The sequence below is a fragment of the Niallia sp. FSL K6-0212 genome (assembly GCF_038007605.1).
Taxonomy (GTDB): domain Bacteria; phylum Bacillota; class Bacilli; order Bacillales; family Cytobacillaceae; genus Niallia; species Niallia circulans.
Genome location: NZ_JBBOXL010000001.1, coordinates 4,527,254 through 4,552,329, shown reverse-complemented (window position 1 = coordinate 4,552,329; position 25,076 = coordinate 4,527,254). Strand labels below are relative to the sequence as shown.

Genomic DNA, 25,076 nt, shown 5'->3' with positions numbered 1-25,076 from the left:
TAAGAAAATCTCTATTTTTAAAAGAGAAATCCCCATATTAGGGGATTTTTTTTGCCAATGTTTGTACTACATGTTTTTAAGTTCTAGGTGAAAAATAGTAATGCTATCTTCTTCGAAAAAATCCAGTTGGATTCTAACTTGCCAATAAAAACAGCCAACTCCTAAAAACACTGGTATATTTGGACGGGATATAGAGCATAATGGGAATACTTACCTGGAAATTTCATGTTAAGTGGAATATTTCATGAAACGAATAAAGATGAGGTGTTTCCTATGCTCAAATGTCCAAATTGTCAGAGCAAAGATATTGGGAAAATTGGAATCAATCAATATTACTGCTGGAATTGCTTTATTGAATTATCGCTTACGAAAGGGATTATTCATACACATCAAGTAGAAGAAGATGGAAGCTTAAGTTCTTTAGACGACTTATTTGACGAAGAAGAGCGTCGATTAAGCTAAGTTTGTCTTTGTGTAATCTTGGCGCTCACTTCCATATAAAAGGGGTGCAAAGTAATGGGTAAAGCGATAAATACAGCAATAGCTATTGGAGCTGGTGTAGTGGCACTTAGCTATATGCAAAAAAATAATATGATAAGTCAAAAACAACTGAAAAAAGTGCAGAGAAAAGTAATGAAGATGTTTTAATGGTGTGTCAGAAGATAAGGCTGGAAAAGAATTCCTGCCCTATTTTAACCCAAGCACTGATACGAAGAACTCAAAAAAATTTCGTATCAGTGCTTGGGCTTTTTCATTTTATTATTATGTTTTGAAATTATAGTCAAGCAGGCTTTCCATTGTGCAGCAGCCACACTATGTGACGGAAGCAAACATAAGTCGATTACAAAGAGAGTTTATTTGAAATGGAGAACTAGATAAAAAATGCATAAAAATTCCTATTATCTCTCACAATACATTAAGGAGGGAGGAAAGGAAATGGATATAAGAATAAAATGGTATTATCGATTAGGATTTACCTTATTACTTTTTATTGTTTTATTTATTTTTATAAAACTATCGCCGATATGGTTACCCATTTTAAGTCTTATAACAAAGGTTATAACTCCTTTTATTATTGGTGCGTTTTTTACGTACTTACTTCATCCAATAGTAGAATTATTACATAAAAAAGGTTTACATAGAGGATTGTCTGTTGCATTTATTTATATTTTATTTTTTGGCGGGATTGGATATGCAATCTATAAAGGTATCCCAATTCTTATTGATCAGCTGGAAGAGCTGACAGTTAGTGCTCCAAAACTTGCAGAGCGATATAAAGATTTAATTGATTCGATTCAAAATAAAATGGAGTCTTGGCCGCTCAATCTACAGGATAAAGTTGACCGTGGAATTGACATATTTGAAAGGAAAATGGAATCCCTTTTGAATAAAGTAATTAATGGGGCCATGGGGATTGTCAATTATTCGATTATAATTATGCTTATTCCCTTTATCTCTTTTTATATGTTAAAGGATATAAATGCGGTAAGAAAAGGCTTTAATGGATTAATTCCTAATAAATGGCGCAATAGTGCTCGCTTATTTTTAGAGGATGTAAATGAATCATTAGGCAGCTATATAAGAGGACAATTATTAGTTTGTACAATTATTGGAGTTATTTCTATGATTCTTTTTCTGATATTTCATATGAAATTTGCCCTTGTATTAGGAATGATCATAGGAATAACTAATGTCATTCCATACTTTGGACCGGTAATCGGAGCTGTTCCAGCATTAATTGTAGCAAGTACTGTTTCTGTGAAAATGATTATTATTGTCGTGATTATCATTATTATTCTGCAATTTCTCGAAGGAAATATATTATCGCCATATATAGTAGGGAAAAGCACTCATATGCATCCTCTGTTTATTATGTTTGCGCTATTGCTAGGAGAAGAGATAGGCGGGATGATTGGAATGATTGTAGCAGTTCCTTTATTATCAATTGTAAAAGTGGCCATCATTCATATGAAAACCCATTTTGGAAAAAAAGAACGAGAAATGAAACGTATATAAATGGACCAATATTGACAATACTGCCTAATAATCAGTATAATTCGAATGAAGCATATATCGATAAAATGGTGAGAGAAATAAGTAGATTATAGACCACTCTAAAGAGAGGAATTCCCTTTGGCTGAAAGGAGTTCTAGGTGAAGGATAATTGAAAGCTAATTCTTGAATGCAGCTAATCACTGCCGTTTTCCGCGTTAAGGAATATTGAGAGATGGATATTATTTTTTATTATTTTTATATATTTTTATCCATAATCAGGGTGGTACCGCGAGCAATACTTTCGTCCCTGTCCAGGGATGGGAGTTTTTTTTATGCCTTAAAACGGTAAACTTTAGTGGTTGTAGCAAATACATAAGAAAAAATAGGAGGATATGTGATGAAAAACTTAACTGGTGCAGAAATAAGAAGCAAATTTTTAGAATTTTTTCAGGGCAAAGGGCATGCGATTGAGCCAAGTGCCTCTTTAGTCCCTCATGATGATCCGTCATTATTATGGATTAATAGTGGTGTAGCTACTTTAAAAAAATATTTTGATGGTCGTGTTATTCCTGAAAACCCTAGAATAACAAATGCACAAAAATCAATTCGCACTAACGATATTGAAAATGTAGGCAAAACAGCGCGTCACCATACTTTCTTTGAAATGCTTGGTAACTTTTCGATTGGGGATTATTTTAAAGAAGAAGCAATCGAATGGGCTTGGGAGTTCTTGACAGATGAAAAATGGATTGGCTTTGATAAAGAGAAGCTTTCTGTAACCATCCATCCTGAGGATGAAGAAGCATATGTTTTATGGAGAGATAAAATTGGCATACCGGAGAATCGCATCATTCGCTTAGAAGGTAATTTCTGGGACATAGGTGAAGGCCCAAGTGGCCCTAATACAGAAATATTCTATGACCGTGGTCCAGAATATGGAAATGATATCAACGATCCAGAATTATATCCAGGTGGAGAAAATGATCGTTACTTAGAAGTATGGAACCTTGTTTTCTCTGAATTTAACCATAATCCAGACGGCACTTATACACCACTGCCAAAGAAGAATATTGATACAGGTATGGGCTTGGAGCGTATGGCGTCTGTTGTTCAAAATGTTCCAACAAACTTTGATACAGATTTATTTATGCCGATTATTCGTGCGACTGAACAATTGGCAGATGCCGAGTATGGAAAGGATTCTTTAAGCGATGAAGCATTTAAAGTAATCGCAGACCATATACGTACAGTTGCTTTTGCGATAGGAGACGGAGCTCTGCCATCAAATGAAGGTAGAGGCTATGTATTACGACGTTTATTGCGCAGAGCAGTTCGTTATGCAAAGAAAATTAATATTAACAGACCATTTATGTTTGAATTAGTTCCAGTAGTTGCAGAAATTATGGTTGATTATTATCCAACTGTAAAAGAAAAGACAGAATTTATTCAAAAAGTAATGAAAAGTGAAGAAGAACGATTCCATGAAACATTAAATGAAGGTCTTGCAATTCTTTCAGAAGTAATGGAGAAAGCAAAAGACAATGGAGTTATTGCTGGAGAAGATATTTTCCGTTTGTACGATACATATGGATTCCCAGTTGAACTTACAGAGGAATATGCAGAGGAGCAAGGTCTGGCAATTGATCATGAAGGTTTTGAAAAAGAAATGGAAAGTCAGCGGGATCGGGCCCGCAAAGCACGTCAAGAAGTTGACAGCATGCAAGTTCAAAGTGGAGTGTTAGGCAATATTAAAGTAGAAAGTGAATTTATTGGTTATGACCAGTGGTCGACTGAAGCGCAAATCGTGGCTTTATTAAAAAATGGTCTAGAAGTAGAGAGTGCAGAAGCAGGCGATGAAATCCAGTTTATATTAGATAAAACGCCATTCTATGCTGAAAGCGGTGGTCAAATTGCTGACAAAGGAATGTTAAAATCCGATCATGTAACAATTAGGGTGGAAGACGTTCAGAAAGCGCCAAATGGTCAAAATTTACACAAAGGAATAATTGAAACAGGAGCTGTTAGGTTAAATGATCGATTAGCAGCTAAAGTGGATAGTAAAAATCGTTCCAAAATAGTAAAGAACCATACAGCAACTCATTTATTGCATCAGGCATTAAAAGACGTTCTAGGAACACATGTTAATCAGGCAGGATCTCTTGTACAACCAGATCGTTTACGTTTTGATTTTTCTCATTTTGGGCAAATTACTGCAGAGGAATTAGATGAGATTGAACGCATCGTTAACGAAAAAATATGGGAAAGTATAGCAGTCCAAATTGATTACAAAGATATCGAAGAAGCGAAAGCAATGGGTGCAATGGCTTTATTTGGTGAGAAATATGGAAAAGTAGTACGTGTTGTTCAAGTTGGTGAGTATAGCTTAGAATTATGCGGCGGCTGTCATGTTGATAATACTTCAGCAATTGGTTTATTTAAAATTGTTTCGGAAGCTGGAATTGGTGCAGGAACAAGACGTATTGAAGCAGTAACTGGACAAGCAGCATACCAACAACTGACAGATCAAATCCACTTATTAAAAGAAGCGGCGAATAAATTAAAAACAAGTCCCAAAGATGTTGCTACTCGCGTTGACAGTCTTCTTACAGAAGTAAAGCAATTACAACGGGAAAATGAATCACTTGCTGCAAAACTAAGCAATATTGAAGCAGGAAATCTGGTTGATCAAGTAAAATTAGTCAATGAAGTCCCAGTATTAGCAGCTTCTATCCCAAATGTAGATATGAATAATCTTCGTACAATGGCAGATGAATTAAAACAAAAAATAGATTCTGTCGTATTAGTACTTGGAAGTGTCAATGAAGGAAAAGTAAATATTATTGCAGGTGTAACCAAAGATTTAATGGATAAAGGTTTCCACGCAGGGAAGATAGTAAAAGAAGTAGCTTCCATTTGTGGAGGCGGCGGAGGGGGCCGTCCAGATATGGCTCAAGCAGGCGGTAAAGATCCTTCTAAATTAAATGAAGCATTAGAATTTGTACAAGAATATGTAAAATCCGTTTGATATTAAGGACAAGTAGTGTAAAATGTAGATAACTCTTAACAGAAATTGTTCGAAAAGGAAATGGGGTGTTCAAAATGAGCTCATTTGATAAAACAATGAGATTCAATTTTCCAGAAGAACCATATGAACATGATGTAAAAGAAGTACTTTATCAAGTATACGATGCACTGCAAGAAAAAGGCTATAACCCAATTAATCAAATTGTTGGTTATTTACTTTCTGGGGATCCCGCTTATATTCCCCGTCACATGGATGCACGCAATATCATCCGAAAATTAGAACGTGATGAAATTATTGAGGAACTTGTAAAGTTTTATTTAAAACAGCAACGAGAGGAATAGACGTATGCGATTAATGGGCTTAGATGTTGGCTCAAAAACAGTAGGAGTTGCTGTTAGTGATGCTTTAGGATGGACAGCACAAGGAATTGAAACAATTAAAATTGATGAAGAGAAAGAACAATTTGGACTTGAACGTATTGCGTCCTTGATTGTTGAGTATGATATAGGTAAAATAGTGGTTGGACTTCCTAAAAATATGAATGGCAGCATAGGCTTTCGTGGAGAAGCTAGTCAAATGTACGGGCAGCTTTTAGAAGAACGATTTGAACTGCCGGTTGTTTTTTGGGATGAACGACTAACAACGATGGCTGCCGAAAGAATTCTATTGGAAGCAGATGTTAGTAGAAAAAAACGTAAAAAAGTAATCGATAAAATGGCTGCATCTATCATTTTGCAAGGATATTTAGACAGTCAAAAATAATGAGGTGGAAATATGGAACACGGCGAGACTAATACAATTACAGTTGTAGATGAACAAGGAAATGAACAATTATGTGAGATTCTATTTACATTTGAATCAGATGAATTTGGAAAATCATATGTATTATATTATCCTCTTGGAGATGAAAGCGATGATGAAGAAATCGATATCCACGCATCTTCCTTCATTCCAAATGAAGAAACAGGCGATGGTGAACTTTCTCCAATTGAAACAGAAGAAGAATGGGATTTAGTCGAAGAAATGTTAAATACATTCCTTGCTGAACAAGAAGAAGAGTAATAACAGATAGATGAAAAAAGAGTCCTTTTGGGCTCTTTTTTATTTTTTTGTGCACTTCTAGTCTCCGCTTTGAGTAGCATGTAAATTTCACTTAAAGCTACAACTTCCTTAGCAAAATATAGTATAATAGGTCGAGATATGTAAAAAATGTTTGAGTGGTGAGTGTCAAGGAGGGAAAAGATTGACGAATAATAAAGACGAGAACAATACAATAAATAGTAAGAAGGAGTTATTTATAGCTAATTTAAATCAGAGACAACAAGAAGCCAAATTAGTCAGAAGAGTCGTGGTCATTGTTGCCTTAGTATTAATTATGATTGTAGCAGTGGTAGGGACGTCTGGTTATTTTTACATAAAATCAGCATTAAAACCAGTTAATCCAGATAGTGATAAAGATATTGTAGTGGAAGTTCCGATCGGTTCTGGCGTGAGCACTATTTCTCAATTACTGGAAGATAAGGGGCTCGTAAAAAATGCAAAGGTGTTTAAATATTATGTGAAATTTAAAAATGAGTCGAACTTCATGGCTGGAGAATATCATATGAATCCATCTATGTCGATTCAAGAGATTATTGACAGCTTGAAAACCGGAAAAATTATGCAAGAACCTGTCTTTACCATGACAATACCTGAAGGAAGACAATTAAAAGAAATTTCCGCTATTATCGCGAAGAAAACAAATCAAAAGGAAGAAGAGATTTGGAAACAATTAAACGATGAAGCGTTTATCAAAGGGTTAATGGCCAAATATCCAGATTTACTAACAACAGAAATTTGGGCGAAAAATATCAAATATCCGCTAGAAGGCTATTTATTTCCTGCTACTTATTCTTATTATGAAGAAAAGCCAACATTGGAAGCGATTATTTCCGTTATGCTTGATAAAACAGAAAGTGTAGTAAAAGCATATGAAACGGAAATTGAACGAGATAAATTAACCGTCCATCAATTTTTAACAATGTCTTCGTTAATTGAAGAAGAGGCAACCAAAAATGTGGATAGAAAGAAAATTGCCAGTGTGTTCTATAATCGTATCGAACAAGGGATGCCATTGCAAACAGACCCGACGGTACTTTATGCATTAGGAGAGCATAAGGATAGAGTTTATTATAAAGATCTAGAGGTAGATTCGCCTTATAATACCTATCAAAATGTAGGCTTACCACCTGGACCAATTGCCAATGCAGGAACTGTTTCTATGGAAGCAGCACTGCATCCGGATGATACAGATTATCTCTATTTCTTAGCTTCGAAAGATGGAAAAGTGTACTTTTCTAAATCGCTTAATGAACATAATGAATTGAAAGCAAAATATATTACGAATGACTAACATTCTTCACCAAAAAACTACAGTCAAACAAAAAGATGTTTGGACTGTAGTCTTTTTTTAAAATTACGTTATATTGTTCGAAAAATTGTCATCTTTTATGTAGATTGCTGTTGATATCTGAAGATTTATTAGCATTCTACTATATTTTATGATAAAATGGTACAAGTGTTTTTGAGTATACCTTTAATGAAATACCCAAATTATATACACTTTTTTGATGTGTTAGGTTCTTAATAAGAAGCTAACTATTTTTAGGTAGAAGACAAAAGGATAGGGCTTTATGGATTAATTAGGAGGGACTCATCCTTGCAAAATAAACAAATCCTGGAGTATATTGAAAATTTAATTCCAGAAAGAAATAACCAGATAAGTGAAATGGAACAATATGCGAAACAAAATGAAGTTCCCATTATGGAGTTAATAGGGATTGAAACATTATTACAATTACTACGAATTCAGCAGCCTAAAAAAATATTAGAAGTAGGCACGGCGATAGGATATTCGGCAATAAGAATGGCGGAAGCATTACCATCGTCTCAAATAGTTACGTTGGAAAGAGATGAACAAAGGTATTTAGTAGCGAAGGAAAATGTCGAAAAGTTTAAGCTTGAAGCACAAATTGTCCTATTACAAGGTGATGCCCTTGAATTAGGTTCTATAGTTCAGCAATATGGGCCGTTTGATGCTATCTTTATCGATGCTGCAAAGGGACAGTATCAAAAGTTTTTCGATCTTTACAGTCCGTTTTTATCGAATGACGGAATCGTGTATACAGATAATATATTGTTTCATGGTTTAGTGGCAGCAGAAGAGATAGATAGTAGAAACCTTCGTCAATTAGTACGTAAAATAAGAAATTATAATCAATGGCTTATGGGAAATCAGGATTATCACACAGCAATCTTGCCTGTGGGAGACGGTATTGCAATTAGTAAAAAGAGGGGATAAGAATGAAAAAACCGGAATTACTAGTAACGCCAACCAGTATAAACGATATAGAGCCGCTTATTGATAATGGGGCAGATGCTTTTGTTATTGGTGAACAAAAATTTGGTTTGAGATTAGCCGGTGAATTTAATCGGGACGATGTAAAAAAGGCGATTGAAATCGCACACCAAAGAGAGAAAAAAGTATATGTGGCTGTAAATGCAATTTTTCATAATGATAAAATTGAAGATGTAACAGAATATCTTCGGTTTTTAGTGTCTGTAAATGCGGATGCAATATATTATGGGGATCCAGCTGTTTTAATGCTTGCCAGAGAAGTTGCACCAAATATGAAACTGCATTGGAATACAGAAACAACAGGGACAAACTGGTACACGTGTAATTATTGGGGACGAAAAGGTGCAAAAAGAGCGGTCCTTGCAAGAGAAATTAGCATGGATGCCATCATTGAGACGAAAGAAAATGCAGAAGTGGAGATTGAAATCCAAGTTCATGGAATGACAACGATGTTTCAATCAAAACGTACTTTACTAGAACATTACTTTCAATATCAAGGGAAAGAAGTGGAATTGGAAGCAAGCAAATCAGATAAGAACTTCTTCTTGCATGATAAAGAAAGAGAAAACAAATACCCGATTTTTCAGGATGAAAATGGGACACATATTATGAGTCCAAATGACATTTGTATCATTGATGAGCTTTCAGACCTATTGGATGCTGGCATTGATTCATTTAAAATCGACGGTCTTTTGAAAGAACCAAGCTATATTCTTGCTGTTACTGGACTATATCATCAAGCAATGACTTTGTATTTAAATGATCCAGATCGATATGAAGAAGAAAAAGATCATTTACTTGCTGAGATAGAAAAAATTCAACCACCTAATAGACCATTGGATACAGGATTTTTCTTTAAAGAAACGGTTTACTAAACAAGTGGAGGAGAAGGGAAAATGACATTAGTTAAGGATCCTATTTCTGAAATAAGAGATGGAAAAAGAGTAATTGTAAAGAAACCGGAACTGCTAGCGCCTGCTGGTAATTTAGAGAAATTAAAAATTGCTGTTACATACGGTGCAGATGCTGTCTTTATTGGTGGACAAGAATATGGACTTCGTTCGAATGCTGGAAACTTCACTTTTGAAGAAATGAAAGAGGGAGTGGAGTTTGCTAAGAAATATCAAGCCAAAATATATGTTACTACCAATATATTTGCACATAATGAAAATATTGACGGTTTAGAAGATTACTTAATGGGCTTAAAGTCAGCAGGTGTACATGGAATTATTGTGGCAGACCCATTAATTATCGAGACATGCCGTAGAGTAGCACCTGAAATAGAAGTACATTTAAGTACACAGCAATCTCTTTCTAACTGGAAGGCAGTTCAGTATTGGAAGGAAGAAGGATTAGAACGGGTTGTGCTTGCTCGTGAAACAAGTGCAGAAGAGATAAAAGAAATGAAAGAAAAAGTAGATATTGAAATCGAAACGTTCATTCATGGCGCAATGTGTATCGCATATTCTGGTCGTTGTACATTGAGTAATCATATGACTGCTCGAGATTCTAACCGCGGCGGTTGTTGTCAGTCATGTCGCTGGGATTATGATTTGTACAAGCTAGATGGTGCGGAGGAAAAGCCTTTATTCTCTGAAGGTGATGCTCCTTTTGCGATGAGTCCAAAAGATTTAAAGCTTATCGGATCTATTCCACGTATGATTGAACTAGGCATAGACAGTTTAAAAATTGAAGGTAGAATGAAATCCATTCATTATATTGCTACAGTTGTTAGTGTATACCGAAAAGTGATTGATGCCTATTGTGCAGATCCAGATCATTTTGTCATTCAAGAGGAATGGCTGAGAGAACTAGATAAATGTGCAAATCGAGATACAGCACCTGCCTTCTTTGAAGGTCAGCCAGGGTATAAAGAGCAAATGTTTGGAAATCATAGCAAAAAGACCACTTTTGACTTTGCTGGTTTAGTGCTCGATTATAATGAAGAGACAAAAATAGTAACATTACAACAAAGAAACTTCTTCAAACAGGGGCAGGAAGTGGAGTTTTTTGGTCCGGAAATTGATAATTTTACAATGGTTGTTGATAAAATTTGGGATGCAGACGGGAAGGAAATCGATGCTGCAAGACATCCCTTACAAATTGTTAAATTTAAAGTGGACCACCCTGTTTATCCAAATAATATGATGCGAAAGGAGCTTTAATCAGCATGCAGCCGAAACCAGTAGTTATTGGTGTCGCAGGTGGCTCCGGATCTGGAAAAACAAGTGTGACCAAAGCTATATTTGACCATTTTAAAGGACATTCGATTTTAATGATCGAACAGGATTATTACTATAAAGATCAATCTCATTTACCATTTGAGGAAAGATTAAAAACAAATTATGACCATCCATTAGCATTTGATACAGAATTATTAATTGATCATATTCAAAAATTATTAGATTATGAAGCGGTGGAAAAGCCAGTATATAATTATGCTATGCATACTCGCTCTGATGAAACGATCTTAGTTGAACCTAAGGATGTAATCATTGTGGAAGGTATCCTCATACTGGAGGATGAAGGTCTTCGTGATTTAATGGATATGAAGTTATTTGTTGATACAGATGCGGATTTACGCATTATCAGAAGATTAATGAGGGATATCAAAGAAAGAGGTAGAACGATTGACTCTGTAATTGAACAATATGTTAATGTAGTTCGTCCCATGCATAATCAATTTATTGAACCAACCAAAAGATATGCAGATATTATAATTCCAGAGGGCGGTCATAATCACGTCGCCATTGATCTTATGGTTACTAAAATTCAAACAATTCTTGAACAAAAATCGCTTTTATGAAACAATAGATAGTATTCATGCAAAATTTCTGACAGATAGGCTGTTCCATTATAGACAGCCTATTTTTCCAAATATGGATTATGTAAGAAACCAATGGGGTAAAATAACGGGATGAGTAAAAAGAAGCTTTCTGTAATGATATTTGATTATTTTATCCTATTTTAATTTCATAAAATAATTATTCTTTTAACAAAAATCACTAAATAGTGAAAAAATGTTAAATCATTACAGACAATCTAATAGAAAATGCTTTCTTTTTTCTTCAATCCGTATTAAACTCATTCTATTAGAAAAAAAAGCGCGTCCATTTCTAAGTTGTCGTGCTATTATCTTTAAATACATATTTATTAGGGGTTTTACAAATAGCTTCATGGCTATTCATTAATCCCATACTTGAAGGAGTGAAGATTTTGGCAATCGAAAAAGAATTTCCAATGACATTAGCAGGTAAAGAAAAATTAGAACAGGAACTAGAACAGTTAAAAACAGTTAAACGTAAAGAAGTTGTAGAACGTATTAAAATTGCACGTAGTTTCGGTGACTTATCCGAAAACTCAGAGTATGATTCTGCAAAGGAAGAACAAGCCTTTGTGGAGGGACGTATCACTACGATTGAAAATATGATTCGAAATGCGAAAATTATCTCGGAAGATGAGCTGGATCGCGACACGGTTTCCCTTGGTAGTTCTGTTACATTCGTCGAGCTTCCAGACGGTGAAGAAGAAACATATACAATCGTTGGTAGTGCGGAAGCAGACCCATTCGAAGGGAAGATTTCAAACGATTCTCCAATTGCTAAAAGCTTAATTGGCAAAAAAGTTGGCGATAAAGTAATTGTACAAACTCCAGGTGGAGAAATGAATGTACAAATCGTTACAATTAAATAAGTAATTTAATGGAATGGATAACCGAATAAAAAGTTATCACTGACTTGTTTATAAATGAGACACCTCGTCAACACTCTTGATGAGGTGTTTTATTTATGTGGAGAAAAAGAATAGTTGGCATCGGTATCCTTTTTTTATTTGCTTTATGTATATTGCTAGGAAGGCTAATACAAGTGCAGTTAATAGAGACAAATCATTTTACCAAGCATAATATTAATTTGGTGGAAGCAAGTGTAAAACAAAGATCACAAGAAATGCTTTTGGATAATGGTCGTGGAACCTTTCTTGATAAACATGGAAATTCACTTACACATCAGACAAAAGCAGTTTTAATATTATTTCCTTTTTTAAATAAAATGGATTGGGATAGCAAAAAAGTAGCGGATATTATTGGGACAAGTGAATACAATGTAAAGAATAGCATAATCGATGCAAAAGATCCGGTAGTCTTTGGAGGAAAGGAACCATTGGAATTAACAAGCAGGCAGATGTCTGCTATCAATCAACTGAAGATTCCAGGTGTTTTTGCAGCAGAGAAAAAGTTTCATATCAATAATACTATCGCTGAACAACTGCTAGGAATCACTGGTCAAAATGAAGAGCAATTAGGAAAGCGATATCCTGATAGAAAGCTGGGGGGTTCAACATTAATTGGATTAACAGGCTTAGAAAGAAGCTTTGATGAATTTCTTTTGCCTGATGGCGAATCGAAGCTTGTCTATCATGTGGATGCAAAAGGAGGACCACTCTTTGGCTTAAATGTTAAATATGTGGAACCAGCAAATCCCTTTTATCCTGTAAATGTACGCACCACCATAGACACGGATTTACAGCAGATGGCAGAAGACTTGGTAGATGAGCAAGGCATAAAGAAGGGTGGACTAGTTCTGTTAGATCTAGAGGATAATTCGGTTGCTGCAATGGTTTCTAGGCCGAAGATAAATGAAGCAGATCCTTATCAGACAGACGGAGTTAATAACTATATGCTAAAACAGCAGATTGTCGGCTCTGTCTTTAAAACAGTCATTGCAGCAGCTGCAATCGATCATAAATTGGATGATAACAATAAGCAATATGATTGTAGCAAGAAGATCAATGGCGAAGAAGATTTAACATATCAGCATGGGATGTTAAACTTTACAGAAAGCTTTGCGGTTAGTTGTAACAATACTTTTGGGACAATAGCGAAGGAGTTAAGTGATATCGATGAGAATTTAATCGAGGAATATGCAGCTAAATTATCGTTGACTAGTCTAGTGGGGTGGCGAGGCAGTGTTTTTCATTCTACTGATTTTAAACAGTTTAGTGGCGAAGAAATGGGAAGAGTTTTTTTGAATGAGGAAGCGAAAAGGGATAAGAACTATGTTGCATTAACGGGAATCGGACAGCATGAGGTACGGGTTACACCATTAGAAGTGGCAAATATGATGGCGACTATTGCTAGAGGAGGAGAAAAGGAAAGTGTCAGAGTTGTTTCAGATATTCAATACAAAAATGGCACAACCTTTTACTCCTTTGATAAGCAAGAGTTAGATGGAGAAAAAATATCTCCTTATACCGCCTCAAGACTCCAAAAATTACTAAGAGAAGTTGTTACAAACAATAAAGGAACTGGCAGATGGTTTCAAGAGCTACCCTATAAAGTTGCTGGAAAATCTGGAACCGCAGAAACTGGCGTATATAAAGAGGAGAAGCAGTTACATAATAAATGGTTTGCAGGTTATTTTCCTTATGAGAAGCCTAAATATGCCTTAGTAACAGTGAATTTAGATGTTTATTCAGATGAAGGCGGGGTCAATCAACTATTTGCAGAGGTGGTTAAAGGAATCGATAAAAAGCAGAAAAATGCAGCCCCCTAATACTCCGATAGGGTTCCTGCTTTTCTAAAAGTGTACTGCCATGTTAAAATATGTACAGTGAAAGAAGAAAAGTAAGAGTTAAATCAACTTATATAAAGAGGAAATGGAAAGGAAATAGGAGGAGAAACACCTTGAGTAATGAAATAAATAATGAAGGTAAAACAAGATACGCACAACGTTCCAAAAGAAAGAAAACGAATCTTATTTTAAATGGATTAATCGTTGCTGTGATTATACTAATTGTATTCGTATCGTATTCTATTTTTCATACAAATGATGAAAAAAATACAGCTAAAAATAAAGCAAACGAACCGAAATCAGGACAAGAAGTATCGGATGAGCATGAAACAGCTGCTTCGACGACTGAATCAGATAATAAAGAGGAGAACACTACTTCAGAAGAGGAAAAGGAATCTGATGGGGAGGAAATTGTCACAGAAGGCGGCAGTGACTCGAATGTTATTAAAACGATTGAGAATACTTCCTGGCAGCCTGTTGGAACATCCCAAACAGGAGAGCATGTAGCTACTTATTCAGAAGGGGTAGACTGGAACGAACAAATTAAAGCATTATCTTATGCAACCGGCTTAGATAGCGGGAATATGACTGTTTGGTTCCTTGGTAATAACAATCATGATCCTCAGAAGTCTATTGGAACAGTATCATCTAAAGATAAATCTGAAAAATATAGAGTATATATAGAATGGGTAGATGGAAGTGGCTGGAAACCAACGAAGGTAGAAGAAATAAAAGACTTAAATATTCGTTAAACTCGAACTGGAGAATAAAGCTCCAGTTCTTTTTTTGTTTAAAACTGCTTTTTCATTTTAAAATGGACAACGGCTGTGTAATAAGGCCGACCATTCTCTAGTAAAGTAACTTGATGGGCGACAGAGTGTACTGATAGCAATATAGCTTTATTGACTTCTACTTGTTCATTGATTTTTTTCTCGATTGCTTTTAGACTCTCTCCTTCAAAAAACTCTACCTTATCTTCTATCATTTCTAATTGGATATTCATGCTTAAAACTTCCTTTCTTCCTAACAGTAAAAATATCATAACATAAGAAGACAATGGAATAATAATAATACATAAAAACAGTCTGATAAAAGATTGAAAATAGGGAATAAACTTACTATTTTTAACATCTTGATTACAAAAAGAAAGATATGATAAATTAAGAACAAGAAATATTTAAAACCATAGTATACTTATAGGAATTATATATTTAAGATAACAGGGGTGCAATGCTATGGGAAAAGAGTTTCTTGAGATTTTTGAACAATGGGCGGATTCTTACGATGACAGTCTCACTAACAATAAAGAATACGAAGCTGTTTTTCATAAGTACGATTATATATTAAAAATGGTGGCAGAACGCGCCACAGGGCATGTTGTTGAATTTGGGTCAGGTACAGGAAATCTAACTGTTAAACTGATTGAGAAGGGTTTAACGGTTACTGCCATAGAACCATCGCCTGCGATGAGGAAGTTGGCGCTGGAGAAAATTAATACAAAAGCAACAATAATAGATGGGGATTTTCTTCACTTTAAACTAGATCACCAACCAGATACTTTTGTAAGTACTTATGCTTTTCATCACTTAACCGATCAAGAAAAAGAAGAAGCGGTTAAACAGTATAGTAATCTCCTCCCTTTAGGTGGTAAAATAGTGTTTGCAGATACCATGTATGTCACTAAAGATGCGTACAATGAGGCAATTAAGAATGCCAAGGAGAAAGAGCAGCATCATTTAGCAGAAGACTTGCAAAGAGAGTATTATACAACAATTCCCATTCTAACTGAAATTTTAGAGAAGAACGGTTTTTCCACATATTTTGAGAAGATGAACGACTTTGTATGGATGATGGAAGGGGAAAAAATAAGCGAAAGAGGTAAGTGAATTGAAAATCGCAATAATCGGTGCAATGGAAGAAGAAGTAACTTTATTACGTGCAAAAATAGCAAATAAAAAAGAACAGACAAACGTTGGATTTCAGTTTATTGAAGGTGAATTATTTGGGAAAGAGGTTGTTTTACTTCGTTCCGGCATAGGAAAAGTGAATGCAGCAATGAGTACAACAATTCTATTGCAAACATTTAAACCAGACTATTTAATCAATACGGGTTCAGCAGGAGGATTAAATCCAACACTTGAAGTTGGAGACGTTGTTATTTCGAATGAAGTACGTCATCATGACGTAGATGCCACTATTTTTGGTTATGAATACGGCCAAGTTCCACAAATGCCAGCAAGCTTTAAGGCGAATGAAAGGTTAATTGCCGCAGCAGAACAAAGTGCAAAGGAAATTGGCAATCATTCTGTAGTAACAGGTTTAATTACAACTGGTGACTCTTTTATCAATCAACCAGAAAAGGCAGCCTTTATTAAATCAAAATTTGAGAATCTTCAAGCTGTTGAAATGGAAGCAGCTGCAATCGCTCAGGTTGCTTATCAACATAATATTCCATTTGTTATTATTCGCTCTTTATCTGATATTGCTGGGAAGGAATCCCATTTATCTTTTGACCAATATTTAGAAAAGGCGGCTGTTCATTCAGCAAATCTCGTATTAGGAATAGTTGAAAGAATATAAAGAAGGACAGAAGGGGAAACCCTTCCTTTCTTTCTTTTTAAATGCGAGTAAACAACTGTGAATAATAAGTTTAAAGAATTTTTTGGTTAGGAAGAAACTTGTTATATAGGGGGAAAATAAGTGGGAGGTGTGGAGTTTGAATGTTTATCGAAATGTACATGAGTTAATAGGTCATACACCAATGCTTGAATTGACTCATTTTTCATTACCTAAAAATGTTCATTTATATGCGAAATTAGAATTTTGTAATCCGGGTGGAAGCATAAAAGATAGACTGGGTTATGAATTAATTCAAGAAGCGATAAAGAGTGGAAAGCTTACTAAAGGTGGAACCATTATCGAGCCTACTGCCGGTAATACAGGTATTGGGCTAGCTCTTGCCGCATTAAATACAGGAATAAAGGTAATAGTTTGTGTTCCTGAAAAATTTAGTATCGAAAAGCAGGAAATTATGAAGGCATTAGGGGCGGAGATAATTCATACGCCTACTTCCTTAGGCATGCAAGGGGCAATTGAAAAAGCGAGAGAGTTGCAGCGGAACATACCTAATGCTTATGTACCAGGACAATTTGAAAATGAAGCAAATCCAAATACTTATTATAAAACACTGGGGCCAGAAATATGGGAGCAATTAAATCATCAGGTTGACATATTTGTTGCTGGTGCTGGCACAGGCGGTACTTTTATGGGAACAGCCCGCTATTTAAAAGAACAAAATCCAGCTGTCAAAGCGGTAGTAGTAGAACCAGAAGGCTCTATTTTAAATGGTGGGAAAAGTGGACCACATAAAACGGAAGGAATTGGGATGGAATTCATACCAGGCTATATGGATACCCGCTATTTTGACCAAATTTATACCGTTTCTGATTTAGATGCATTTGAGTATGTGAAGCTTGCAGCTCAAAAAGAAGGTTTGCTTGTAGGAAGTTCCTCTGGAGCCGCTTTATATGCCGCTGTACAGGAAGCGCAGAGAGCAGAAAGTGGCAGTAATATCGTTGTAGTTTTTCCAGACTCAAGTGATCGTTATATGAGCAAAAAAATATTTAATGGAGGGATTTAAATGAAAAGAAAAACAAAATTAATACATGGTGGAATTCCTGGAGACCCGCACACAGGAGCAGTCAACGTTCCGATTTATCAAGTAAGCACTTATAAACAAGACGGAATTGGCAATCATAAAGGCTTTGAATACTCTAGAACTGGAAACCCTACTCGCCATGCATTAGAAGAGCTTATCAAGGATTTAGAAGAAGGTACAAGGGGCTTTGCATTTAGTTCTGGTATGGCGGCAATTACTGCGGTTATGATGCTATTTAAGAAGGGGGATCATATCCTCTTAACAGACGATGTATATGGAGGAACCTTCCGTGTGATGACAAAGGTTCTAAATAAGTTTGGAATAGAGGCAACCTTTATTGATACAAGTGATATTAACAATATTCAAGAGGCTATAAAAGAAAATACAGTAGCTTTGTATATTGAAACACCAACGAATCCCTTATTAAAAATCACAGATATTGAAGCCGTTTCACGAGTCGCAAAAGAAAATGGATTATTAACGATTGTTGATAATACTTTTTCTACTCCTTATTGGCAAACGCCATTAACATTGGGAGCGGATATTGTCCTTCATAGTGCCACAAAATATCTTGGTGGTCATAGTGATGTGGTATCCGGCCTTGTTGTTGTAAAGGACGAAAAATTAGGAGAAGAGCTTCATTTTGTGCAAAATTCAACAGGAGGTGTGTTAGGACCACATGATTCTTGGCTATTAATAAGAGGGATGAAAACACTAGGAATTAGAATGGAAGAGCATGAAAGTAATACAAGACAAATCGTTGCATTTCTAGAAAAACATCCAGCCATTACAAAAGTATATTATCCAGGACTGCCTGCACATCCAAATCATGAAATTAGCAAGAAACAAGCACTTGGTTTTGGAGGAATGGTAAGTTTTGATGTGGGAAGTGCCGAAAATGCTGATAAGCTGTTAGATAAAGTGAAGTATTTTACACTTGCAGAAAGTTTAGGGGCTGTAGAAAGCTTAATCTCAGTTCCAGCAAGAATGACACATGCCTCCATTCCTGCTGAAAGAAGAGCAGAGCTAGGGATAACAGATGGTCTTGTGAGAATTTCCGTTGGATTAGAAGATGTAGAAGATTTAATGGAAGATCTAAAACAGGCATTACAATAATGATTGACAAGAGATTTATGGATAGTAAACCTATTTGTAAATCTCTTTTTTATGGATGAATCGTGATGGAGAACAATAATATTTCCATAATATCACAATTTAGCTATTGATTTCATAAAGCTTATTCTACTATTCCTATGTTATGGTAATTATATAGTTTAGTAGAAAGTAGGGGAAGAAATGGAGAAAAAGATAAAAATTTTAACAGATAAGATATCTGATTATCAGCAATTTGGCACCGTTTTGCTAGCTGTTGGAGCATTTTTTTATATAGGAGTAATTATTCCTAAAATGGATAAGGTAACAGGTTATAATGAGGGCATGCTTATTACTTCGATTGTCTTCTTAAGTGTTTCGATTTTATTCTTTGCCAAAGCGAAGAAATTAAAAAAACTTTTGGATAAATGGAAAGAATCGTGATGGAGAGGAAAAGGATGTTAGACAATGAGATGCCAGCTAAAGCAACACCCGAACTTATAGGAATTGGCTGTGGAAACTTCGTATAATTGTTTGGGTTTTTTATTTGTTTAAAGATTGCTTTATGATGTTTGTTGTTATCACGATCTGCGCTTGAAAGGAAGAGGAGAAGAGGGAGAAGGTAACAGAGAAACGGGCTCTGTGCCCGGAAGGAAGAGAGACCGAGAAAAAAGGTAAAAGAGTGTTTGCTGGTCAATGAAAAGAGACTTGAGATGCTGAACCCCTTTAATTGTTCCTCTGTCGACACCCTTGCGTAAATCCCTATCAAGGTTATTTTGCTCCTCTCTTTATTTCTTTACAATATAATGATAGCAATCTTGGATAACTTTATTCGTATTAGGACCTTCGATAATGTTGATCTTCAAGTTGTCATCACCTCATTAATCTATATGAAGTAATGGCTTGTACTTAGTAGTCTGAAAATTTGACTATTTAAGGCCTTTATTAAGAAAGTCATAGGCTTTGTTTACTAACTATTAGGTTATCCCTATATAACTGCGCTTATTGATCAATTAAAGCAGTTCCTCTAGTGTTGTGTGGAAAATATTCTTATATAATAAACAGGGCAGATTAGCGCAAGCAGGGAAAATTTGGATTAATAAAGAATAAATATATTATTAAAGTGAATGGAGGCCGATATGATAAAAGAAAAAACACAATTTGTTATTGCCATTTCTGCTGTATCTGGAGGAGGAAAAACAACAATAACCAAGCTATTAAATCAGAAATTACATAATTCAAAGATACTGTTCTTTGATGAATATAATTTCAATGGTCCAGATGATATTATTAACTGGGTAGATAATGGAGGAGACGCTAATGATTGGGATGTAAGTCCTTTAATAAAGGACTTACAAGTTTTATTAACGGAATCGCTTGATTATATAATCTTAGACTTTCCATTTTCTTATAAACATAGTCAAGTAAGTAAATTCATTGATTTCTCCATATTTATTGATACTCCATTAGACATTGCATTGGCACGGAGAGTAACTAGAGATTTTTGCAATAGCTCAACGGAGGATATTTTATCGGAGATGAAAAATTACACTTCTAGAGGTAGGCGTGGTTATCTAAATATGCTTGAAACAATTAAACCTGATGCAGACTTTGTTATTGATGGTACCTTACAAGCAGCAGAAGTAATAAATGTTATACTGGATAATTTAAAAAATTAATCTTATCAGTAAAATTATTTGCAGCATTACATGTAAAGTAACCAGGTTCGTTGATTCAAGATGGATTAACGCTATTGGATATATATAAGTCTTCTGGGGAAGAATAGCGCAATATAGTTAATGGTTATCTTTATGAAATTTATAATACTTGTTATTTTATAAGAGGTGTTTAAATGAAAGACAACAAAAGGACAGCCATACTTATTCTCTCTGTTATAATTATCGTTGTAATTGCTTCAAATATTTTAAAGTAATAGATTAAATAACAGAAGAACCGAGCTGCCATAAGTTCTATACAAAGGAAATAAACTTAGTGGATGCTACGAGCTTCTTTTTTATTGTCCTTTATTCCCTTCTATATAGCCGAATGGAAAGACTATTCTTCCTCTTCATCAACTGTTTAAAAATAAGACTGTCCGCAAAAAGTGGACAGTCTTATTTTTCTTTTCCAAGTCCATTTCATTTACTTAAGCAGATCAAAACTTCTTGCGTGGAATGTCAAAAGCACATGCATACAAACTAAAAGTCTCATACCTTAAAACCTTGATTTAGAAATCAGATAGTAAGAAAAGGATCCAGATCACTAAACTGCCGAGGGTGCCTTTCTCGATACTCCTTTGGTGTACATTGTTTTATCTTTAGAAAGTTTCGATTGAATGAACGTATACTTTCATAACCACATAAAAAAGCTATCTCCGAGATATTTTTATCTGAATAAATTAAAAGATAGGATGCATGATTCACTCTTGTTCCGTTTAAAAAATCAACAAAAGACATATTAACATTGTTGTTGAAATATTTCGATAAGTAATTATAATTGTACCCCAAGTTACTAGCGATATTTTTTAAAGAAATGGCTTCGGTAAAATGATTCTGGATGTAAGTTAATAATTTATGTAATAAATCTTGATCTTGCTTTTCTCCTTGAATTAAGCTTGTTTGTTCCATTAGCTCAGATAATAACAGATAAAGAGATGCTTTTTGTTCAAGAAGATTTGCATTATCGTTAAAAAGCGCCTTAGTGAACAGGGTATTGGCTGCCAATGATAGGTTGAAAATCGGATTTTTCAGGGAACTATTTTCTATCATCTTATAAAAAGTGGGGACATATTCAGGCGAAAAGACACAAATATTAGCACGAGAATGAGATTTTGTAATAAATGAATGAATTTCATAAGGCAATATTAATAAAAATTGTCCAGCCCTCACATGATAATTTTTTTGACTAATAATAACTTCCATTTCTCCCTCAAGGAGGAATAATACTTCAAAGCAACGGTGCAGATGACTTGGAAAGTTTAAATCAACCGTTTGATAGTTTGCTATTAAATTAAAATGGTGTGCTTCATATATTAACATACGAAAAAACCATCCTTTAGTGAATACTAAATTTTGTCTAGGATTATATAAGTTTTTACTTGTTGTGTCAAACCTATTGATGATAGATTTATTGGTAACATCGTTATTTTATTATATGAAAAGGAGACACGCTATGGAAAAACTTCGAATTGGAATGGTCGGCTATAAATTTATGGGTAAAGCACACAGTCACGCTTATCGGGATCTTCCACTCTTTTTCCCAAATACTGTTCATCCTGAAATGAAGGTTATTTGTGGGCGAGATCAAAATGGTGTGACAGTTGCAGCCAAACAATTTGGCTGGGAGGAATATACAACCGACTGGAAGAGCCTCCTAGAACGAGATGACATTGATTTAATCGATATAAACGCACCTAGTAATGTACATAAAGAAATTACTATTGCCGCTGCTAAGGCCGGCAAGCATGTTTTTTGTGAAAAACCGTTAGCGCTTACATTGGAAGACTCACGTGAAATGCTTGATTTAGTGGAATCTGCTGGTATCAAACATATGGTTGGATTTAACTATCGCTTTGCCCCTGCTGTTATGCTCGCTAAGAAACTTATAGAAGAAGGACGTCTTGGAGAGATCTATCATTTCCGTGCTTGGTTTTTACAGGATTGGCTTGTAGATCCCAATTTCCCTCTAGCATGGAGACTTCAAAAGGAAATTGCTGGTTCCGGTTCTCATGGGGATCTTGGAGCGCATCTCATAGATCTGTCTCACTATTTAATCGGAGATATTACAGAAGTTATCGGTATGAATGAGACCTTTATAAAAGAACGGCCAATTCCTTCACAGATGATGGGCTTATCAGCAAAAGGTAGTGATAGTGATAAAAAAGCTGAAGTGACTGTAGATGACGCGACACTATTTTTGGCTCGTTTTGCGAACGGTGCTTTAGGAAGCTTTGAAGCTACCCGTTTTGCTACAGGGCATCGCTGTACAAATTCTTTTGAAATCAACGGAAGTAAAGGAAGCGTTATCTTCGATTTTGAACGAATGAATGAGCTACAAGTGTATTTCACAGATGATAAGGAGGATGTGCAAGGATTTCGCCGTGTATTAGCAACTGACCCTTCGCACGCCTTTGCTGAAAATTGGTGGCCGCCAGGGCATACGATTGGCTATGAGCATACATTTATTCACGAGATGGTTGAACTTATGGAATCCTTCCGGCAAGATCGACAGCCTGTTCCGAACTTCCGTGATGGTGTAAAGTGCCAGGAAGTCTTAGAAGCCGTTGATTTATCCATTCAAAATCGTCAATGGATACGAATTTCTGACGTTTAAAAAAAGTTAAGGGAGTTGCTTATACTATGAAAAAAAATGCATTAATCGTTTGGGGTGGCTGGGATGGTCATCAGCCTGAACAGATAGCAGAAATTTTTAAAAGAATCCTCGAAGAAGAGAACTTCCAAGTAGAAGTATCTAATTCATTAGACTCCTACGCAGACAAAGAAAAATTAAAAGGGTTAGATCTAATTGTTCCCCACTGGACAATGGGAGAAATTGAAAAAAAGTATATCTTAAATATTTCTGAAGCAGTAGCTTCTGGTGTTGGTCTAGCTGGATGCCATGGTGGAATGTGTGATTCCTTTCGTAATAATGTTGACTGGCAATTTATGACTGGCGGTAATTGGGTTGCCCATCCTGGAAATGATGGCGTAGAGTACATGGTCAATATAAAACATACTTCTAGTCCACTATTAGAGGGGCTCTCGGATTTTAAAGTTACTAGTGAGCAATATTATCTTCATTACGATCCTGCCGTTGAAGTGCTCGCTACCACCCGCTTCCCGGTTATTCATGGACCACACTCTGCCAATAAAGCAGTAGATATGCCTGTAGTTTGGACCAAACGCTGGGGCTTGGGAAATGTGTTTTATAATTCATTAGGGCATCAAGCTAATATCGTTGCTATGCCAGAAGTTTCACTCATTATGCGCCGCGGATTTCTATGGGCCTCTGAAGGAAAAAAACGTATTGAAAATGTAGACACGGCTTCTAGTTATGAAAACGTACGTAACTATACAGGTATGGGGGACAGTCAATAAGGAAGGATACAGCAAATATTATAAGAAACATAATGAAGCGGAGGATTTCTTATGAGAAAACTTAAAATTGGCATCATTGGTTGTGGAAATATCAGTTCCATTTATATGGAAAACTGCCCGAAGCTTCCTTATCTCGAGCTTGTGGCTTGTGCAGATTTAGATACAGAGCGTGCCCGTTCTCAAGCCGAAAAATTCGGTATACCATTGGCCTATTCCGTTGCAGAACTACTCTCGGATCCAGAGATAGAACTAGTGATAAACTTAACAATTCCTAAAGCGCATGCCTCCGTAAGCATCCAGGCATTAGAGGCCGGTAAACATGTCTATACAGAAAAGCCACTTGCTGTGACACGCGAGGAAGGACAACTAATTTTAGAAGCTGCTAAAAAGCATAATCTTCTTGTTGGTAGCGCGCCAGATACCTTCTTAGGTGCTGGTATTCAAACTGCTGTTAATCTGATTGAGCAAGGAGAAATAGGAGTACCAATTGGTGCATCTGCCTTTATGATTGGCCGTGGTCATGAGCATTGGCATCCAGACCCTGCCTTTTATTATGATACTGGCGGCGGTCCTATGTTTGATATGGGACCGTATTACTTAACAGCATTAGTGGCTCTATTAGGACCGATTAAACGAATTTCTGGTTCCACTCGCATTAGTTATCCAGAAAGAACGATACTTAGCACACCAAAAGCAGGCACAAAATTAAAAGTATCAATACCTACGCATATTTCAGGAGTGATTGATTTCGCTTCAGGTGTAATTGGAAGCATTACAACAAGCTTCGATGCCTTCGGCGGTACATCATTACCTCCTATTGAAGTCTATGGAAGTGAAGGTACATTACTTGTTCCTGACCCTAACACTTTCAGCGGTCCTGTGAAAATAAGAAAACGTGACGAAAAAGAATTTAAAGAAGTTCCTCTTACTTATGGATATACCCAAAATAATAGAGGTCTAGGCGTTGCTGACATGGCCAGAGCAATTATTGAAGGTGGAAAATATCGCGCAAATAGTGATTTAGCCTATCACGTTTTAGAAGCAATGTATGGATTCCATGATTCATCAGATAATGGTCAGCATTATCTGATGAAAAGTACATGCGACCGCCCAAAATCCTTGCCCTTAGAGGGAAAGGAAGAGGAATTCGATTAAAAACACGAGCAAAATAAAAATATCTTCTCCTGTACTTCGAGCTTTTATCGAAGTACAGGGTTAAAATTAAAGACTAAACAATAAATTG

General features: G+C 35.7%; 26 protein-coding genes and 1 other annotated feature. Of the genes, 24 read left to right on the top strand and 2 right to left on the bottom strand.

The window, feature by feature from the left end:
* Positions 1 to 273 precede the first annotated feature (273 nt).
* The 15 genes from MHH96_RS22080 to MHH96_RS22010 all read left to right on the top strand — a co-directional run bounded on the left by MHH96_RS22080 (position 274) and on the right by MHH96_RS22010 (position 14,739).
* Positions 274 to 462, top strand: coding sequence for a hypothetical protein (locus MHH96_RS22080; RefSeq protein WP_047944344.1), 189 nt, complete (start codon positions 274 to 276; stop codon positions 460 to 462).
* A 54-nt stretch (positions 463 to 516) separates the two neighbouring features.
* Entirely contained in the window at positions 517 to 648 is a 132-nt protein-coding gene (locus MHH96_RS22075) for a YrzQ family protein (RefSeq protein ID WP_082810098.1), read from the top strand.
* Positions 649 to 936: 288 nt separating this feature from the next.
* Positions 937 to 2,016, top strand: coding sequence for an AI-2E family transporter (locus tag MHH96_RS22070; RefSeq protein ID WP_047944336.1), 1,080 nt, complete (start codon positions 937 to 939; stop codon positions 2,014 to 2,016).
* A gap of 59 nt (positions 2,017 to 2,075) precedes the next feature.
* Positions 2,076 to 2,307: a binding site (T-box leader), on the top strand.
* 85 nt (positions 2,308 to 2,392) lie between these two features.
* On the top strand, positions 2,393 to 5,020 hold the full coding sequence (gene alaS / locus MHH96_RS22065; protein ID WP_061800775.1) for an alanine--tRNA ligase: 2,628 nt from the start codon (positions 2,393 to 2,395) through the stop codon (positions 5,018 to 5,020).
* Between the two features lie 74 nt (positions 5,021 to 5,094).
* Positions 5,095 to 5,361, top strand: a complete 267-nt coding sequence (locus tag MHH96_RS22060) for an IreB family regulatory phosphoprotein (protein ID WP_047944338.1) — start codon at positions 5,095 to 5,097, stop codon at positions 5,359 to 5,361.
* A 4-nt stretch (positions 5,362 to 5,365) separates the two neighbouring features.
* Positions 5,366 to 5,782: a Holliday junction resolvase RuvX gene (gene ruvX / locus MHH96_RS22055; RefSeq protein WP_047944339.1), complete on the top strand. Its 417-nt coding sequence runs from the start codon at positions 5,366 to 5,368 to the stop codon at positions 5,780 to 5,782.
* Between the two features lie 12 nt (positions 5,783 to 5,794).
* Positions 5,795 to 6,082, top strand: a complete 288-nt coding sequence (locus tag MHH96_RS22050; RefSeq protein ID WP_047944340.1) for a DUF1292 domain-containing protein — start codon at positions 5,795 to 5,797, stop codon at positions 6,080 to 6,082.
* A 181-nt stretch (positions 6,083 to 6,263) separates the two neighbouring features.
* Positions 6,264 to 7,412, top strand: coding sequence for an endolytic transglycosylase MltG (gene mltG, locus MHH96_RS22045; RefSeq protein ID WP_082138417.1), 1,149 nt, complete (start codon positions 6,264 to 6,266; stop codon positions 7,410 to 7,412).
* A gap of 306 nt (positions 7,413 to 7,718) precedes the next feature.
* Positions 7,719 to 8,360 carry an O-methyltransferase gene (locus tag MHH96_RS22040; protein WP_047944028.1) on the top strand — a complete coding sequence of 214 codons (642 nt, stop codon included), beginning with the start codon at positions 7,719 to 7,721 and terminating at the stop codon, positions 8,358 to 8,360.
* A gap of 2 nt (positions 8,361 to 8,362) precedes the next feature.
* The gene (locus tag MHH96_RS22035; RefSeq protein ID WP_095322641.1) at positions 8,363 to 9,292 is read left to right on the top strand and encodes a peptidase U32 family protein; all 930 of its coding nucleotides are present in this window, start codon (positions 8,363 to 8,365) and stop codon (positions 9,290 to 9,292) included.
* Between the two features lie 21 nt (positions 9,293 to 9,313).
* Positions 9,314 to 10,582 (top strand): peptidase U32 family protein, encoded by a 1,269-nt coding sequence (locus MHH96_RS22030; protein ID WP_341118024.1) that lies wholly within the window; start codon positions 9,314 to 9,316, stop codon positions 10,580 to 10,582.
* A gap of 5 nt (positions 10,583 to 10,587) precedes the next feature.
* The gene (gene udk, locus MHH96_RS22025; RefSeq protein WP_047944031.1) at positions 10,588 to 11,223 is read left to right on the top strand and encodes a uridine kinase; all 636 of its coding nucleotides are present in this window, start codon (positions 10,588 to 10,590) and stop codon (positions 11,221 to 11,223) included.
* A gap of 410 nt (positions 11,224 to 11,633) precedes the next feature.
* Positions 11,634 to 12,110 (top strand): transcription elongation factor GreA, encoded by a 477-nt coding sequence (gene greA / locus MHH96_RS22020; protein WP_047944032.1) that lies wholly within the window; start codon positions 11,634 to 11,636, stop codon positions 12,108 to 12,110.
* Between the two features lie 95 nt (positions 12,111 to 12,205).
* Positions 12,206 to 13,969, top strand: a complete 1,764-nt coding sequence (locus MHH96_RS22015) for a peptidoglycan D,D-transpeptidase FtsI family protein (RefSeq protein WP_061800770.1) — start codon at positions 12,206 to 12,208, stop codon at positions 13,967 to 13,969.
* Between the two features lie 131 nt (positions 13,970 to 14,100).
* A complete protein-coding gene (locus MHH96_RS22010; protein WP_053215773.1) occupies positions 14,101 to 14,739 on the top strand; it encodes a DUF1510 family protein in 639 nt (212 codons plus the stop codon).
* A 38-nt stretch (positions 14,740 to 14,777) separates the two neighbouring features.
* On the opposite strand, the gene MHH96_RS22005 is transcribed toward MHH96_RS22010, so the two are convergent.
* On the bottom strand, positions 14,778 to 14,990 hold the full coding sequence (locus tag MHH96_RS22005; protein WP_061800767.1) for a YrzA family protein: 213 nt from the start codon (positions 14,988 to 14,990) through the stop codon (positions 14,778 to 14,780).
* Positions 14,991 to 15,222: 232 nt separating this feature from the next.
* On the opposite strand from MHH96_RS22005, the gene MHH96_RS22000 reads away from it, so the two are divergent.
* From MHH96_RS22000 to MHH96_RS21975, 6 genes are all read left to right on the top strand, one after another.
* Positions 15,223 to 15,873: a class I SAM-dependent DNA methyltransferase gene (locus MHH96_RS22000; protein ID WP_061800766.1), complete on the top strand. Its 651-nt coding sequence runs from the start codon at positions 15,223 to 15,225 to the stop codon at positions 15,871 to 15,873.
* Position 15,874: 1 nt separating this feature from the next.
* Positions 15,875 to 16,567 carry a 5'-methylthioadenosine/S-adenosylhomocysteine nucleosidase gene (gene mtnN / locus MHH96_RS21995; protein ID WP_061800761.1) on the top strand — a complete coding sequence of 231 codons (693 nt, stop codon included), beginning with the start codon at positions 15,875 to 15,877 and terminating at the stop codon, positions 16,565 to 16,567.
* Between the two features lie 136 nt (positions 16,568 to 16,703).
* On the top strand, positions 16,704 to 17,627 hold the full coding sequence (cysK, locus tag MHH96_RS21990; RefSeq protein WP_341118021.1) for a cysteine synthase A: 924 nt from the start codon (positions 16,704 to 16,706) through the stop codon (positions 17,625 to 17,627).
* The gene (locus MHH96_RS21985; protein WP_047944038.1) at positions 17,628 to 18,761 is read left to right on the top strand and encodes a bifunctional cystathionine gamma-lyase/homocysteine desulfhydrase; all 1,134 of its coding nucleotides are present in this window, start codon (positions 17,628 to 17,630) and stop codon (positions 18,759 to 18,761) included.
* A 180-nt stretch (positions 18,762 to 18,941) separates the two neighbouring features.
* Positions 18,942 to 19,181 (top strand): YrhC family protein, encoded by a 240-nt coding sequence (locus MHH96_RS21980; RefSeq protein ID WP_082138418.1) that lies wholly within the window; start codon positions 18,942 to 18,944, stop codon positions 19,179 to 19,181.
* Positions 19,182 to 19,876: 695 nt separating this feature from the next.
* Positions 19,877 to 20,416 carry a hypothetical protein gene (locus MHH96_RS21975; RefSeq protein WP_061800758.1) on the top strand — a complete coding sequence of 180 codons (540 nt, stop codon included), beginning with the start codon at positions 19,877 to 19,879 and terminating at the stop codon, positions 20,414 to 20,416.
* Between the two features lie 555 nt (positions 20,417 to 20,971).
* Here the strand turns inward: MHH96_RS21975 and MHH96_RS21970 are convergent.
* On the bottom strand, positions 20,972 to 21,775 hold the full coding sequence (locus MHH96_RS21970; protein WP_047944040.1) for a helix-turn-helix transcriptional regulator: 804 nt from the start codon (positions 21,773 to 21,775) through the stop codon (positions 20,972 to 20,974).
* A 133-nt stretch (positions 21,776 to 21,908) separates the two neighbouring features.
* Here MHH96_RS21970 and MHH96_RS21965 point away from each other — a divergent pair, with 133 nt between their 5' ends.
* Genes MHH96_RS21965 through MHH96_RS21955 form a run of 3 tightly spaced genes read left to right on the top strand, consistent with a single transcriptional unit; the run spans position 21,909 to position 24,988 of the window.
* The gene (locus MHH96_RS21965; RefSeq protein ID WP_047944041.1) at positions 21,909 to 23,069 is read left to right on the top strand and encodes a Gfo/Idh/MocA family protein; all 1,161 of its coding nucleotides are present in this window, start codon (positions 21,909 to 21,911) and stop codon (positions 23,067 to 23,069) included.
* A gap of 26 nt (positions 23,070 to 23,095) precedes the next feature.
* Positions 23,096 to 23,833, top strand: a complete 738-nt coding sequence (locus MHH96_RS21960; RefSeq protein WP_047944042.1) for a ThuA domain-containing protein — start codon at positions 23,096 to 23,098, stop codon at positions 23,831 to 23,833.
* Between the two features lie 51 nt (positions 23,834 to 23,884).
* Entirely contained in the window at positions 23,885 to 24,988 is a 1,104-nt protein-coding gene (locus tag MHH96_RS21955; protein WP_047944043.1) for a Gfo/Idh/MocA family protein, read from the top strand.
* Positions 24,989 to 25,076 lie beyond the last annotated feature (88 nt).

Coding starts and splice junctions, on each gene's coding strand:
- MHH96_RS22080 (WP_047944344.1), top strand. CDS start 274: ATGCTCAAATGTCCAAATTGTCAGAGCAAAGATATTGGGAAAATTGGA.
- MHH96_RS22075 (WP_082810098.1), top strand. CDS start 517: ATGGGTAAAGCGATAAATACAGCAATAGCTATTGGAGCTGGTGTAGTG.
- MHH96_RS22070 (WP_047944336.1), top strand. CDS start 937: ATGGATATAAGAATAAAATGGTATTATCGATTAGGATTTACCTTATTA.
- alaS (WP_061800775.1), top strand. CDS start 2,393: ATGAAAAACTTAACTGGTGCAGAAATAAGAAGCAAATTTTTAGAATTT.
- MHH96_RS22060 (WP_047944338.1), top strand. CDS start 5,095: ATGAGCTCATTTGATAAAACAATGAGATTCAATTTTCCAGAAGAACCA.
- ruvX (WP_047944339.1), top strand. CDS start 5,366: ATGCGATTAATGGGCTTAGATGTTGGCTCAAAAACAGTAGGAGTTGCT.
- MHH96_RS22050 (WP_047944340.1), top strand. CDS start 5,795: ATGGAACACGGCGAGACTAATACAATTACAGTTGTAGATGAACAAGGA.
- MHH96_RS22035 (WP_095322641.1), top strand. CDS start 8,363: ATGAAAAAACCGGAATTACTAGTAACGCCAACCAGTATAAACGATATA.
- MHH96_RS22030 (WP_341118024.1), top strand. CDS start 9,314: ATGACATTAGTTAAGGATCCTATTTCTGAAATAAGAGATGGAAAAAGA.
- udk (WP_047944031.1), top strand. CDS start 10,588: ATGCAGCCGAAACCAGTAGTTATTGGTGTCGCAGGTGGCTCCGGATCT.
- MHH96_RS22015 (WP_061800770.1), top strand. CDS start 12,206: ATGTGGAGAAAAAGAATAGTTGGCATCGGTATCCTTTTTTTATTTGCT.
- MHH96_RS22005 (WP_061800767.1), bottom strand. CDS start 14,990: ATGAATATCCAATTAGAAATGATAGAAGATAAGGTAGAGTTTTTTGAA.
- MHH96_RS22000 (WP_061800766.1), top strand. CDS start 15,223: ATGGGAAAAGAGTTTCTTGAGATTTTTGAACAATGGGCGGATTCTTAC.
- MHH96_RS21985 (WP_047944038.1), top strand. CDS start 17,628: ATGAAAAGAAAAACAAAATTAATACATGGTGGAATTCCTGGAGACCCG.
- MHH96_RS21980 (WP_082138418.1), top strand. CDS start 18,942: ATGGAGAAAAAGATAAAAATTTTAACAGATAAGATATCTGATTATCAG.
- MHH96_RS21975 (WP_061800758.1), top strand. CDS start 19,877: ATGATAAAAGAAAAAACACAATTTGTTATTGCCATTTCTGCTGTATCT.
- MHH96_RS21970 (WP_047944040.1), bottom strand. CDS start 21,775: ATGTTAATATATGAAGCACACCATTTTAATTTAATAGCAAACTATCAA.
- MHH96_RS21965 (WP_047944041.1), top strand. CDS start 21,909: ATGGAAAAACTTCGAATTGGAATGGTCGGCTATAAATTTATGGGTAAA.
- MHH96_RS21960 (WP_047944042.1), top strand. CDS start 23,096: ATGAAAAAAAATGCATTAATCGTTTGGGGTGGCTGGGATGGTCATCAG.
- MHH96_RS21955 (WP_047944043.1), top strand. CDS start 23,885: ATGAGAAAACTTAAAATTGGCATCATTGGTTGTGGAAATATCAGTTCC.